The sequence below is a fragment of the Leptolyngbya sp. Cla-17 genome, assembly GCF_016807185.1.
Classification (GTDB): domain Bacteria; phylum Cyanobacteriota; class Cyanobacteriia; order Leptolyngbyales; family Leptolyngbyaceae; genus ULC077BIN1.
Map to the genome: position 1 here is coordinate 994,912 of NZ_JAEVYN010000001.1, position 13,555 is coordinate 1,008,466.

The window sequence follows — 13,555 nt, forward strand, 5'->3', positions numbered from 1 at the left end:
TTCAGCCAAACCATGCATAATGCTGCAATCTTCGTCTATTTCTAATTTGAGGTTGATTGTTATACGGAAATTTTCTGCATAAGTCTCTAATCTAGAGCGTCGTGCGAAAATTTTCAGTGGAACAAGTTGTTATCTTGCCTTAAGCTTTGGCAGAGACACTACCCACAAATCAACTGTGCGTTATCTAGACACTTAAGAACAAAATGGTAATATTTGTAGAAAAGGTAAGTCTGCTTAAAGCGAATTTAGAGCTACTTCGTAGATGTGCATCAAGTTACTAAAAAATCATGATAGATGCCACTTTATACGACTCCTCAATATCCTGAGTTTATCTTTAATGTGCGAGGCTCAAATCGAGATAAGGCTACTTTTCAAGCCTTACAACAACTTGTGAGCTTAATTAATCAGGGGACTTTAGATTCAGGAAGATTTAAGGAATTTAATTCTAAAAGTTTTATCGAGCTTACAGAGAAAGACTTAATGGCAAACAATGAAGATAAACTAATTGATGCTGTTAAAGTTCTCAGCAAGCTTGCAACATCAAGGCAAACAGTTCAAGATTTACACGAAAATTTTCTAGAAGCATATAGACACATAGATATATTGTTTGGAAAGGATAGGACATCTAAAGAAGATTTCCAAAAAATACAAGATAGCCTCAAGGTAATCAAAGAGTTTGGATTAGCTAATCTTCGTTATAAAGAGGCACTAATTGATGCTGAAACGGCTCGCTTAATTGTCGAGCAAGCACTAGAAGTAGTTAATGAAATTAAGAATAGATGAAGTATTTTTCTCACCACTATAATATTTCTATAGATGGTAGTGAAAGTTGGTTCGACCTTCGTCTAGATAAAGATACTCATCTATATATTGATCCCTTCCTTGTTTTCAGATCTAAAATTCCAGCTTTCAAAAACTCAAAAGAAAAGTTTCGTGAGTTCTTTAAAGCAGCTCTAGAATTGGTTTTTGAAAGTAAAAGAAATAGTAATGCCCTGGAGCAGCTTGAAGAGAATGTACTTTGGTTTCCTGAACCAATGGAAATCCGTTTAGGAGAGTCTGAGGGCAAATATGGTGCAGGTCCAGGGAAAAAGTTTTCTAAGGCTTGTACTAATGCTCTAATTAAACTTGCAAGCAGGGGATATAAAGAACTTGAACATTTTGAAAAAATACAAATATTTTCATCAGGTATTGGAGCAGATGGAATTAGTGACACAACAGCTAACATTCTTAAAGAAGAACTGATTCAATACACACAAGAGGTATGTCAGAAACTCGACATTCCTTCCTTGCCTTGTGCAGTTGAAAAAGCTGTCTTCGATTTTGAAGATAGAAGATGGTATCATGGCAAACCTGATTTGCCCGTAAATCCTTTTCTTGATAAAAAAGGTATTATCTTAGTCCCAAAAGAATTTTTATAGCTGTCGCCGGGTGTGTTAGGACAGATTGGTGATGAACATCAACACCCGTGAGCTTTGTGAATTGACCCTTGTCCTAAGTCTTCCGTCCGTTGCTATATGTAAAATTCATTCGATAAATTCTGATGGCTTTTCTGACTATGTTGTTAGAAATAAAAGCAGTAAACTCAGAACGGAACTGAATTACGAGATTGAAAAAAGCCTTGATAGAAAAACAATTATAGAAATCGCTGAAAGATACCCAGATTGGGTTGAGGAGTATGTAGAAGAAAGGGAAAAAGATGAAACTATTGCCCCATATGATTTGGGAAAAGACGAGAAAAATCTATACAGCGGATTGCAGTCAGATAGAGGACAATGAAGGATTACAACGTTGGGTCAAAAATGAAGCCGTATTCCATAGACTTTCGAGAGAAGATTGTAAGTGCTATGGAGAAGGGTGATAGCTCGATCCGAAAAGTTGCTGCCCGCTTTGCTGTCAGCAAGAGTTGCGTCGAGAGATGGATGATTCAGAAGCGCACAGAAGGTCACGTCGTTCCCCATAAGCAGGGTGGTTCGGTGAGTCCTGTGATGGAGCACAAAGACCAGTTAGTGGCGATCTTCGAGAACCAGCGCGATGCGACCTTAGCGGAATATTGTGAGCTACTCTTTGATGAGACTGGGCTATGGGTTAGCCAAAGTACTATGTGCCGAACCTTTCAGAGACTCAATTTACCGCGCAAAAAAAAACGCTCCGCTCCAGCCAAGCCACCAGCGAACGAGTCCAACTCCTGAGACAGGAGTACTGGGCACAGGTGACGAGTATAGAACTCAAAGATTTAGTGTTTCTCGATGAGATGGGTGTTCTACTGGGACTCATGCGAACCCATGCCCGTGCTGCACCTGGGGAACGAGCGTATGACTTCAAACCTTTTTATCGGGGCAAGAAGGTGAGTGTCATGGGCGCGATTACCGTCTCAAAGGTGCTGGCTGTGATGACGATAGATCAGTCGATGGACGCGGTTGTCTTTGAGGTGTACGTCTCAAAGTGTCTTGTGCCTCAACTGTGGAAAGGGGCTGTCGTGGTCATGGATAACCGCCTGCTCACAAGGTAAAAGCCATTGCACCTTTAATTGAGGCGGTTGGAGCGAAGGTTCTGTATCTGTCTCCTTACTCTCCCGAATTTAATCCGATTGAGCATTGGTGGTCACAGTTAAAGGCTTTCCTAAGACAGTTCTCGCCGACAACCTCGAAAAGGGTAGATACCCTCATTGCCACAGCGATGGATTTGATAGATCCTCAACATTTGCACAACTGGTTTGCACACTGCTGTTACTGTCCCTCTTAACACTGCAATCCGCCGTATCGTCCGCAAAAAGAAGCCTACGAGTTTGTCAATGTCCATAAACTGCCATACTTAGCCGCATCTACTGAAGATGAATTTAACAACTGTGTTGAATCAATAATTGCTCAATTTCGTTTATATGTAGAGGAGCAGGGTGGATACAAACTTCTCTGGAATGATATTTCTAGTGATTCCGGGAAGGCTGAGCCAACTCCCCGGGATGAAAGTGCTGTGCAATGTCTCTTTCTAGGTATAGTTTCGAGTTATTGTCAGGCTAATAATATTGATTTATCTAGAGAGGTTGAGACTGGTAGAGGTCCAGTTGACTTTAAGTTTTCGTCTGGTCACAGCTACCGTGCTTTGATAGAGATGAAGTTGGCAAAAAGCAGCAAATTGAAACAAGGCTTTGAACATCAGCTTCCTGCTTACTTAAAGGCACAGCAGTTAAAGCATGGCTATTACGTAGTTGTCCTCTATTTTAATAAAGAACTAGAGCGGGTAGAAAAAGTGTTTGAGGAGATCCAGTCTAAGCAGGGTGCTTTGCAGGGTCAGGTAATTATTGTTGATGCAACAAGGAAGAAGCCTTCTGCCTCTAATCTGTGATCTGATCGGCAAGCTAACACCGCGTTGGTGTAGATGGTACAGAGGTTATCGGTGGGAGTTCAAGGCTATCTGTCGCCGCTACAACTTCATCGTTAGCAGTTACAAGTGGGGGTGCGGTAGCAGGCGTGGTGACTGAATGACTTAAACCGCGATCGCACCATTGAAAGCGTTGCCTAATCAGCAAGACGCGATCGCCGCCGGCAAAAAGTCACAGCGATTCAAACGCTTGCTGGATTGCCTGCTGTTGCTCTGAGTCGTAGCCCCAGCGTTTGAGGAAGGCGGAGTAGTCTCCAGCCTGAGTATTAATGCTAGTCATCAGCGCTTGGATCTGAGCGTTAGTTTCATCAGACTGAATTGCCTGAAGAATATACGTCGATCGTACCTTCACCCGATCCGATCCCTGCGCCAATGCCTCATTCTGATTGCGACGATGGGCGATTGCTGTCGCTGTAGACATCGCCAAATTTTTTACTATCAGCGGCGCAACCACCGCCGGAGCCGTTTTGAGCGCTGTGATCACAGAAGTGGAGGGTGGATCGGCAATCGGACGTTCATCGCTAAGATAGGTGACAAAAAAACCGCGTGCGCCGTTTTCGCTGGCAACCAACTCTGCAATTGCCTGCTCCAGAGAACTATCAGCAATCGTGCCCTGCGCCATCTGATCAACCAATGCCTGACTCAGAGCGATCGCCTGTTCAAACGTCACCTTCTCTGGAACTGTAAACGTAGACTCCACCGTCATCTTTCCAAATCCTGGGTATGATTAACGAAAGCATTCGTACTAATCATAAGCTGTTAAGCGCTTAGCGATTAGCAAGCTCCTCAAAAATATGGCAATCATTTCATCTAAACCACAGCCTCTCGAACCCGGCGATTCGTTGCAACCGGGGCTGTTTTCCGATGGAATGCCAAAAGAACCTTCTGCTAAGCGCACTTCATCAAACGGCAAGTCGCCGCACTCAAGCAATGCCAAAGAGCCTCTGCTAGAACCAGAGGCAAAACCGGAGGAACGCAGCCAGCAGGAAGAACGTCTGCGCCCTCGTCGCTTGGCAGAATACATTGGGCAAAAAGATTTAAAGGAAGTGCTGGATATTGCCATCCAGGCTGCCAAAGTCCGTAAGGAAACCCTGGATCACTTGCTGCTGTATGGACCGCCTGGTTTGGGAAAAACTACTCTCTCCCTCATTTTGGCGGAAGAAATGGGCGTTGGCTGCAAGATGACGACGGCTCCTGCATTAGAGCGTCCGAGAGACATTGCAGGATTGCTGTTGGGGTTGCAACCAGGAGACGTGTTGTTCATCGACGAAATCCATCGATTGCCCAAAGTGACTGAAGAGATTCTGTATGCGGCGATGGAAGATTTTCGGCTAGATGTAACGTTGGGTAAGGGGTCTAGTGCCCGCACACGATCGCTGCCACTCAAACGTTTCACGCTCGTTGGAGCCACCACCCGCGTTGGAGCGCTCACCTCACCTCTGCGCGATCGCTTCGGGTTAATCCAACGGCTACGCTTTTACGAAATTGATGAGTTGCTGCAAATCGTACTGCGAACGGCTGGCATTTTGAAGATGCCCGTGACTGATGAAGGCGCAACTGAAATTGCGCGGCGATCGCGCGGCACTCCTCGAATTGCTAATCGCTTGCTCAAACGAGTGCGGGACTATGTGCAGGTGAAAGACCTGGGAAACCTGACAGAAGCGATCGCCGCCGAAGCCTTAGAACGTTACAACATCGACCCGCTCGGCTTAGATTGGACTGATCGCCGCCTGCTGACCGTGATGATCGAAAACTTCAATGGTGGTCCTGTCGGTTTAGAAACCATAGCGGCGGCTACCGGAGAAGATGCCCAAACCATCGAAGAAGTGTATGAGCCTTATTTATTGCAAATTGGCTACCTCAACCGCACCTCACGCGGACGCATCGCCACCGCCGCCGCCTGGAAACATCTTGGCTACACGCCCCCTGATGCCCAGCTTTCAATGCTCTAAACTAGGGGTTAGAGGCGAGGGGTCAGAAACTCAAAACTCATAACTTCTTACTCCCACTCCACGTTCTGTACCCCATCCTTAACCTATGATTCGCCTTCTCGCCACGGTTCTCAGCTTATTTGTTGTCACGATGATTACCTGGTTAGTGCCTCCTGTAGCTGCTGCACAGATCTCTCCCACCCCACCCGCACAATCCAAAATAGTGGAGCCTTCGGTGGTGGATTTAATGCAAGATTTGGATGCACTGTACCAAAAAGCGCTGGATGCCACAAATCAAGGAGATTTTGGGACAGCGGAGACGTATTGGACGCAGATGTTGGATCGATTTCCCCAAAATCCGGCTGTCTGGAGCAATCGAGGAAATGCGCGGGTGAGCCAAAACAAACTGGAAGGCGCGATCGCTGACTACAATAAATCGATTGAGCTAGCACCCAACGCGCCCGATCCTTATCTAAATCGCGGGGCAGCGCTAGAAGGCGTAGGCAAGTGGGATCAGGCGATCGCGGATTATAATCACGTTTTGGAATTAGACCCCAAAGATCCACTGGCGTTTAACAATCGCGGCAATGCTGAAGCCGGATTGGGACAGTGGCAAGCCGCGATCGCTGACTTTAAGCACGCCTGCGATTTGGCTCCAGAGTACGCCTTTGCCCGTGCCAACTATGCCCTCGCTCTCTACCAAACCGAGCAAACCGACGAAGCAATTCGCATGATGCGAAACCTGGTACGGAAATATCCTAAGTTTGCCGACATGCGTGCCGCTTTGACCGCTGCATTATGGGCACAGGGCAAGCTAGGCGAAGCAGAAAGCGAATGGGTTGCCGCCGTGGGTATCGATTCTCGCTACAAAAACATTGAATGGCTGACACAAACCCGTCGCTGGCCTCCCCAAATGATTGCTGCCATGGAGAAATTTTTAACGCTAAAGTCTAGCTAGTAATCATTTTCTAGACTGCACTAATTGAGCGATCGCGTCTGGAGTTAACTCTTGCACATTCGACAAAACGGCATCTGCGCCTGCTTGTTTCAAAGTAGTGGAATATTGCTGGCTTGATGATTCTGTCTCTTGCACATGGGGGGGCAAGATACCTACCGCAATCCAATGGCGATCGCCTTGTTGCTGACGCGCATTTACCACCGTGTACATATCTGCCACCGTATCGCCCACGTATAGTACCGGACTTTTAGAATCCACTGCTTCTAATTGGGAAACTGCTGCAAATAACCCCGTTGGATTAGGCTTTCCAGGGGCATCTTCCATTGCCACCAACACCGGAGCCTGAAGTCCCAAGCGCCTCTCCAATACATAGCTAGCAGATTGGCGAGTTGCCCCGCTAAAAAATCCCCAACCAATCTGTGCAGCGGTTAATTGGTCAAAATACTCACGTTCAACCAACAGCGGCTCCTGGCAAATGTAGCCCGTGAACCGATCAGGATCGGTGCCCCGGTAGCGCGACTGAAAAAACGCCACCAACTCGTCATAGGCGATCGCTACCCCGCCGCGCCCCCATTCATCCCCCCAAATCCTGTCCTGCATCTGGGCGTGCATCTGGGCGATCGTTGGCAACCATTCCCCACCCTGCGCCTCAAAATATCGAAACACCAACTCTTGAGAGGCTTCCCAATCATTATTCCAAACCCCCTCCGCCTTCAGCCCATCAATATCTTCCTGAGAGGGACGATAATTTCCAGCGGTCAAATGCTCCACCGTGTCCGCCAACGCCCGCCGATACGAGCCACCCACATCTCGAATCACCCCGTCAATATCAAATATCACCAGCGCCAATAGTTGGTTAACCGATTGAATCGTCATACACTCCTTTCCAATAATTTCTTTAAGTTTGCAGTTTGCCAGCCGCGAACTGCCAGCCACGAACATTGCAATTCGTCATTTGCTCAAGGTCGTGCATGATTAAAAGCAGTGAGGTACTATAGAAGGCTGTAGATTATCGACCATTTGGGTTGGCGCTGGAGGTTTTTGGGTTGGCACAATTTATATTAAAAGTTCTTTGGTTAGATGAGAACGTTGCATTAGCAGTAGATCAAGTGGTGGGCAAGGGCGCAAGCCCGCTGACATCTTACTTTTTTTGGCCCCGCAATGATGCTTGGGAGCAGTTAAAGACTGAGATGGAAGCAAAACACTGGATCTCTGAGGTAGATCGAGTGGATTTGCTCAATCAAGCGACAGAAGTGATTAACTATTGGCAAGAGGAAGGCAAAAAACGTCCCATGGCAGAAGCTCAGGCGAAGTTTCCTGACATTGCGTTTACAGGAAGCGCTTAAGGCTGCGTCGTAAATTATTTATTGCCTCAGAATCATTCCGTGATTCTATGGTGAATGGTGTAGCATATAGTCACTTATCGCCCTAACAAGCCAAACGGTAGTTAGGGCGCTTTTAATTTAAAGAGTTTACAGATGCTGCATTTCTAAAGTGCTGGGTGCGATCGCGGCAAAATTATTTGTTTGAGAGTTTGCCCATGATTTGCTACGGTTTACTACAGTTATCGATAGTATCTTTACATTTTTAGCTGATTAGATTTATAGGATTTAGGTAGGTAGCTTCATGACAGCAACGATTAGCCCAGATCAAGTTGAACGGATCGTTTGGAATCAACATCATGATCCGTTTGAGGTGTTGGGACCCCATCAAGCTGAGCAAGATGGAAAAATCGTTTGGGTCGTGCGAGTTTACCAACCGAAAGCAGATGCCGTATGGATTGTTTTTCCAGAACAGCGGGAAGAACTGCAAATGCAATCAACGCACCATCCCCATTTTTTTGAAGCTACCCTAACTACTGCTAACCTGCCAAATTATCAACTTCGCATTAAAGAAGGGGAGCATGAACGAGTTTCCTACGACCCTTATGCCTTTCAATCGCCTTGGTTAACCGATCTTGATATTCACCTGTTTGGTGAAGGCAACCACCACCGAATTTATGAAAAACTCGGTGCCCACCCAGCGGAACTCAACGACGTAAAAGGCGTGTATTTTGCAGTTTGGGCACCGAGCGCTCGCAACGTTTCCGTTTTGGGTGATTTTAATCAGTGGGATGGACGACAACACCAAATGAGTAAACGCACAAACGGCGTGTGGGAACTCTTTATTCCCGGTGCGGGTGTTGGTGCTCACTATAAGTACGAAGTTAAAAATTGGGAAGGTCACATTTACGAAAAATCTGATCCCTATGGCTTCTATCAAGAGCCTCGACCCAAAACTGCATCCATTGTCGCGGATCTCACTACCTACACATGGAACGATAGTGAGTGGATGGAAGAACGCCGCCATGTTGATCCGCTTACTAAACCTATCTCCGTTTATGAAGTCCATTTGGGTTCTTGGATGCACGCCGCGACTTCTGAGCCTGCACGCCTCCCTAACGGTGAAACAGAACCCGTTGTCGTGGTTTCTGAGTTGAAACCTGATACTCGCTTTCTTACCTATCGCGAATTAGCAGCTAAGCTGATTCCTTACGTGAAGGAACTGGGCTTTACTCACTTAGAACTGTTGCCGGTCGCTGAACATCCATTTGACGGCTCTTGGGGATATCAAGTTACCGGTTACTATGCACCCACCTCTCGCTTTGGCTCCCCCCAAGACTTCATGTACTTTGTAGATGAGTGCCATAAACACGGCATTGGAGTATTAGTCGATTGGGTTCCGGGTCACTTTCCTAAGGATGGTCATGGGCTGGCATTTTTTGATGGCACCCACCTCTATGAGCACGGCGATCCACGGAATGGAGAGCATAAAGAATGGGGCACACTGGTCTTTAACTACGGACGTAACGAAGTCCGCAACTTCCTCGTTGCCAATGCCCTCTTCTGGTTTGACAAATATCATATCGATGGCATTCGAGTCGATGCAGTAGCGTCGATGCTGTATCTCGATTACCTGCGTCCTGATGGAGAATGGATTGCCAATCAATATGGCGGGCGTGAAAACATCGAAGCCGCAGATTTTCTACGCCAAACTAATCATGTTATTTTCAGCTACTTCCCTGGTGTGCTTTCTATTGCTGAGGAATCAACCGATTGGCCGATGGTGTCTTGGCCTACCTACGTGGGGGGATTGGGTTTCAACCTGAAGTGGAACATGGGCTGGATGCACGACATGCTGGATTACTTCCACATGGACCCTTGGTTCCGGCAGTTTCACCAAAATAACCTCACTTTCAGCATGATGTATCACCACAGTGAAAACTTCATGCTGGCTCTTTCTCATGATGAAATTGTGCATGGCAAGAGTTCCATTGTTGGCAAAATGCCGGGTGATGAGTGGCAGAAACAAGCAAATGTTCGCTGTTTGTTTACTTACATGTTTACCCATCCAGGTAAAAAGACCATTTTCATGAGCATGGAGTTGGGACAGTGGAACGAGTGGAATGTTTGGGCAGATTTGGAATGGCATTTGCTTCAGCATGAGTCTCATCAACAGTTGAAGCGCTTTTTTATCGCACTTCATCAGTTGTATCGTAGTGAACCTGCGCTCTACTCGTGGGATTTTGGCGGGCAAGGCGGCTTTGAATGGATTGATTGCAGCGATAACCGCCATAGTGTGGTGTCATTTATTCGCTGGTCAAAAAATCACGAAGAGTTTGCGATCGTGGTCTGTAACTTCACCCCTCAGCCCCATTCCCACTATCGAGTTGGTGTGCCCTTCCTAGGCTTCTATAAGGAAATCTTTAACAGTGATGTCCGGGAATTTGGCGGCAGCAATATGGGTAATTTAGGCGGCAAATGGACTGAGGAATGGGCATACCAAAATCGTCCTTATTCGATTGATCTCTGCTTGCCCCCTTTAGGAGTGCTAGTGCTAAAGCTGGATAAGGAGAAGACTCAGGCCGCTTTGCAAGCGGCAGGTGCAGAGTCCTAGTGGTGACTCGAACAATAATTGATAGCAAGCAGTCAAGAATCTGAGAAGTAAAAGTTAAGGAGCCCAGCTGCATCTGCTTCTATGTCTGCGCTCTTATACCTTTTTGCCCCTCAAATTGAAGTTGACAGGCTAGTGACTAACTATCAAAGGCTGCGAGTTAATATCAGGGCAGACTTACCGCAACTTCAGCAATCCCAATCGACCTGTTGCCCTTCCTGGATTTACCCATCTCGCTTGGGCAATTTGATTTTAGGGTCTTTGTTTGATGACACGCGCTAGGCTTAGCTACTTGAATTTGATAGGGTTTTACACAGTGATTATGGATGAATCAGAATGGGGGCACTGAAAGGGCGGGATTTACTCAGCATGGCGGATTTGACAGCGGAGGAGCTACAAGATTTGTTGCACCTTGCTGCTCAACTCAAGGCTGGCGCAACTTACCCACAATGTCAAAAGCTTTTGGGATTGCTGTTCTATAAGGCATCAACCCGCACTCGCGTCAGCTTTATTGCGGCAATGACTCGCTTAGGAGGACAAGCGCTAGATTTGAACCCCAGTGTGACTCAAGTTAGCCGAGGCGAACCACTGGCTGATACTGCACGGGTTCTCGATCGCTACCTTGATGTTCTGGCAATTCGTACCTTTGATCAGCGTGACCTTGAAACCTTTGCCCAGTATGCCAAAATCCCGATCATTAATGCGTTGAGTGATTTAGAACATCCTTGTCAAGTGTTGGCAGATTTACAGACCATTCAGGAGTCGTTTAATGGTCTAGCGGGCGTGACACTTACTTATGTGGGTGACGGCAGCAATAATATGGCGCATTCTTTGTTATTGGGTTGTGCGCTGGTGGGTATCAATGTACGGATCAGTTCTCCAAACGAATATCAACCGTTAGATGTAATTGTGCAGCAAGCGAAGAGAATTGCAGGCGATCGCGTTGAAATTACTACGACAGCTGATCCAATCGCTGCGGTCAAGGGCGCTCAGGTGCTCTATACCGATGTGTGGGCCAGCATGGGACAAGAAGATGTTGCAACTTCTCGGATTCCTATCTTTCAGCCTTATCAGGTGAATGACGAACTGCTGAGCCATGCAGATTCATCTGCGATCGTGCTGCATTGTTTACCTGCTCATCGTGGAGAGGAAATTACCGATGATGTCATGGAAGGTGCTCAATCTCGCGTTTGGGATCAGGCAGAAAATCGAATGCATGCCCAACAAGCGCTAATTGCCAGCCTGTTAGGAGTAGATAGTTAATCCCTATCTAGTATTTGTAGCTTTTCGATAGCTGGCGTAGGCTTTCTTATGCTGCCCTAAACGCTGCAAAGCAACTCCTCGAAAAGTCCAGGCTTCTCGATTGCTTGTTTGCAACATGATCGCGCGATCGTAGCTTTCCAGTGCCTCAAAATATCGCTCCAAGTGAATCAACACAACGCCACGAAATACCCAACCATCGGAGCTGTCAGGATTAATCGCAAGACTTCGATCGAAGCTTTCTAGAGCTTCATCATAGCGACCTAAGTTTGCCAACGCATCCCCGCGATGATACCAAGTGGCACCATTATTTTGCTGGAGATGAATCGCCTGATCCAAAACAGTTAAACCTTCTTGATAAGAGCCATCTGCAACAAACGCCATACCGTGAAGAATCAACGGATTTGCCGTATCAAGCTCTGATTTTGCTGTGATTTTTGATTTGTGCAATCTCATACTTGCGTCATATTGATAGGCTACTTTGCAATAAGTTGTTGTCCGTACTGCACCACATTAAGTAATTGAGCAATATTGTAGATTGCCCATGGAGCAGCCTTGCTATTACAGCGTAGGCAAACGATAGGAAAGCAATGACTAAAAGCAGACGATTTTTAAACTTGCACCCTATTAAAGTCTGCTTTAATTTTTTTTAGATTAGCTGAGCAATTCTAGTAGCCATCATCCCCTTTCGCACTAGGATTGTAACCATACATAACAGCGCGCTGAAAAAACCTCAATCATGAGGGAAAGTCAGTCCCACATGAGGGAAAGTCAGTCCCAGCGCTATAAACCAGAATTAGGATCGCGTCCTTATGCAAAAACTTAAAGTTGGACTGCTGTTTGGTGGCTGCTCGGGCGAACATGATGTGTCAATCATCTCAGCTAGAGCGATCACACAAGCGCTAAGCAGCGATGCAAACCAAAGCCGCTATGAGTTGCTGCCGTTCTATATTCAGAAAAACGGAGTGTGGTGTGAGACTGCGATCGCTCAAAAAGTGCTTGAATCCGTTACCGTACGCCAACTTGAAACTTCTTCCGATAGCTCAGAGGCTTACCAGCGCTGGCAGTTTCCCCCTGCTGTGAGTGATGTGGATGTTTGGTTTCCAGTACTACATGGCCCCAATGGTGAAGATGGCACCGTCCAAGGCTTACTCACGCTGATGCAAGTGCCATTTGTAGGATCAGGAGTGCTGAGTGCTGCCGTTGGTATGGATAAAATTGCGATGAAGCAAATATTTGCTCAAGCTGGTTTACCACAAGTTCAATATATGGCAGTCACGCGATCGCAAATTTGGTCTGATCCCTGCGTTTACACCCAATTGTGTGATCAAATTGAAGCGACCCTTGGCTATCCCTGCTTTATTAAACCAGCCAACCTGGGGTCTTCCGTCGGAATTTCAAAAGTCCGCGATCGCTCTCAGCTAGAAGCTGCTTTAGATAGCGCTGCTACTTATGATCGTCGCATCATCGTTGAAGCAGGGGTGTTTGCACGGGAAGTAGAGTGCGCGGTGTTAGGCAACGACCAGCCCAAAGCTTCTACGGTGGGTGAAATCACCTATCAAAGTGATTTTTATGACTACGAAACCAAATACACAGTTGGCAAAGCAGAATTAATTATTCCCGCCGCTTTACCGGCTGCGATCGCTCAACAAATCCAAGACATGGCAATTCACGCTTTTACCACAATTGATGGAGCCGGATTGGCGCGAGTGGATTTTTTCTACGTTGAATCGACTCAAGAAATTTTGATTAATGAAGTCAACACGCTGCCTGGTTTTACGGCGACCAGCATGTATCCCCAACTGTGGGCGGCGGCTGGAGTTTCCTTTTCTGAGCTAGTCCATCAACTCATTCAATTTGCGATCGGACGGCACAGCCCCTCTAATTCAGAAGTTTCTACCTCTAAACCTAAACAAAGTTAGTTATGCAAGGAAATGGGAACTCTAATGAAGAATGAGTTCAAATAAAAAATCTGCCCCTGCTAACGGATAAAACTATCAGGTAAAAATGTCATATAACAGAATTTTGCTTTGATTAAAGCAGGGTAATTTGAACTCTCGGTGCATTAGTACTAGATCTTTTTTCTGTTAGAAAA

16 protein-coding genes are annotated in these 13,555 nt (G+C 46.4%); 13 read left to right on the forward strand and 3 right to left on the reverse strand.

The window, feature by feature from the left end; all coding sequences use genetic code 11:
* Positions 1–294: 294 nt before the first annotated feature.
* The 7 genes from JOY44_RS04510 to JOY44_RS04540 all read left to right on the forward strand — a co-directional run bounded on the left by JOY44_RS04510 (position 295) and on the right by JOY44_RS04540 (position 3,342).
* Positions 295–783 (forward strand): hypothetical protein, encoded by a 489-nt coding sequence (locus tag JOY44_RS04510; RefSeq protein ID WP_171572515.1) that lies wholly within the window; start codon positions 295–297, stop codon positions 781–783.
* Complete coding sequence (locus JOY44_RS04515) at positions 780–1,418, forward strand: hypothetical protein (protein WP_171572516.1); 639 nt, start codon at positions 780–782, stop codon at positions 1,416–1,418. Before JOY44_RS04510 ends, JOY44_RS04515 begins: the two co-directional genes overlap by 4 nt.
* Positions 1,419–1,449: 31 nt before the next feature.
* On the forward strand, positions 1,450–1,776 hold the full coding sequence (locus JOY44_RS04520; protein WP_171572517.1) for a hypothetical protein: 327 nt from the start codon (positions 1,450–1,452) through the stop codon (positions 1,774–1,776).
* Complete coding sequence (locus JOY44_RS04525) at positions 1,773–2,189, forward strand: helix-turn-helix domain-containing protein (RefSeq protein ID WP_171571820.1); 417 nt, start codon at positions 1,773–1,775, stop codon at positions 2,187–2,189. Before JOY44_RS04520 ends, JOY44_RS04525 begins: the two co-directional genes overlap by 4 nt.
* Positions 2,190–2,209: 20 nt before the next feature.
* Positions 2,210–2,509 (forward strand): transposase, encoded by a 300-nt coding sequence (locus JOY44_RS04530; RefSeq protein ID WP_171572518.1) that lies wholly within the window; start codon positions 2,210–2,212, stop codon positions 2,507–2,509.
* A 41-nt stretch (positions 2,510–2,550) separates the two neighbouring features.
* On the forward strand, positions 2,551–2,742 hold the full coding sequence (locus JOY44_RS32770; RefSeq protein ID WP_415881104.1) for a transposase: 192 nt from the start codon (positions 2,551–2,553) through the stop codon (positions 2,740–2,742).
* A gap of 366 nt (positions 2,743–3,108) precedes the next feature.
* Positions 3,109–3,342, forward strand: coding sequence for a hypothetical protein (locus JOY44_RS04540; RefSeq protein ID WP_203031932.1), 234 nt, complete (start codon positions 3,109–3,111; stop codon positions 3,340–3,342).
* A 208-nt stretch (positions 3,343–3,550) separates the two neighbouring features.
* Here JOY44_RS04540 and JOY44_RS04545 read toward each other — a convergent pair whose 3' ends face one another.
* A complete protein-coding gene (locus JOY44_RS04545) occupies positions 3,551–4,084 on the reverse strand; it encodes a hypothetical protein (RefSeq protein ID WP_171572520.1) in 534 nt (177 codons plus the stop codon).
* Between the two features lie 88 nt (positions 4,085–4,172).
* Here JOY44_RS04545 and ruvB point away from each other — a divergent pair, with 88 nt between their 5' ends.
* Together ruvB and JOY44_RS04555 are read left to right on the forward strand one after the other, a co-directional pair.
* Positions 4,173–5,330, forward strand: a complete 1,158-nt coding sequence (gene ruvB, locus JOY44_RS04550; protein ID WP_171572521.1) for a Holliday junction branch migration DNA helicase RuvB — start codon at positions 4,173–4,175, stop codon at positions 5,328–5,330.
* An 85-nt stretch (positions 5,331–5,415) separates the two neighbouring features.
* Positions 5,416–6,267 carry a tetratricopeptide repeat protein gene (locus JOY44_RS04555; protein ID WP_171572522.1) on the forward strand — a complete coding sequence of 284 codons (852 nt, stop codon included), beginning with the start codon at positions 5,416–5,418 and terminating at the stop codon, positions 6,265–6,267.
* Between the two features lie 3 nt (positions 6,268–6,270).
* Here the strand turns inward: JOY44_RS04555 and JOY44_RS04560 are convergent, their stop codons facing one another.
* Positions 6,271–7,143 (reverse strand): TIGR01548 family HAD-type hydrolase, encoded by an 873-nt coding sequence (locus JOY44_RS04560; RefSeq protein WP_171572523.1) that lies wholly within the window; start codon positions 7,141–7,143, stop codon positions 6,271–6,273.
* 170 nt (positions 7,144–7,313) lie between these two features.
* Here JOY44_RS04560 and JOY44_RS04565 point away from each other — a divergent pair, with 170 nt between their 5' ends.
* The 3 genes from JOY44_RS04565 (at position 7,314) to argF (ending at position 11,463) form a co-directional block, all read left to right on the forward strand.
* A complete protein-coding gene (locus JOY44_RS04565) occupies positions 7,314–7,613 on the forward strand; it encodes a 30S ribosomal protein PSRP-3 (protein WP_171572524.1) in 300 nt (99 codons plus the stop codon).
* Between the two features lie 280 nt (positions 7,614–7,893).
* Complete coding sequence (glgB, locus tag JOY44_RS04570) at positions 7,894–10,203, forward strand: 1,4-alpha-glucan branching enzyme (protein WP_171572525.1); 2,310 nt, start codon at positions 7,894–7,896, stop codon at positions 10,201–10,203.
* 333 nt (positions 10,204–10,536) lie between these two features.
* Complete coding sequence (argF, locus tag JOY44_RS04575; RefSeq protein ID WP_171572526.1) at positions 10,537–11,463, forward strand: ornithine carbamoyltransferase; 927 nt, start codon at positions 10,537–10,539, stop codon at positions 11,461–11,463.
* Between the two features lie 3 nt (positions 11,464–11,466).
* On the opposite strand, the gene JOY44_RS04580 is transcribed toward argF, so the two are convergent.
* Positions 11,467–11,916, reverse strand: a complete 450-nt coding sequence (locus tag JOY44_RS04580) for a tetratricopeptide repeat protein (protein ID WP_171572527.1) — start codon at positions 11,914–11,916, stop codon at positions 11,467–11,469.
* Between the two features lie 356 nt (positions 11,917–12,272).
* Here JOY44_RS04580 and JOY44_RS04585 point away from each other — a divergent pair, with 356 nt between their 5' ends.
* The gene (locus JOY44_RS04585; protein ID WP_171572528.1) at positions 12,273–13,382 is read left to right on the forward strand and encodes a D-alanine--D-alanine ligase family protein; all 1,110 of its coding nucleotides are present in this window, start codon (positions 12,273–12,275) and stop codon (positions 13,380–13,382) included.
* Positions 13,383–13,555 lie beyond the last annotated feature (173 nt).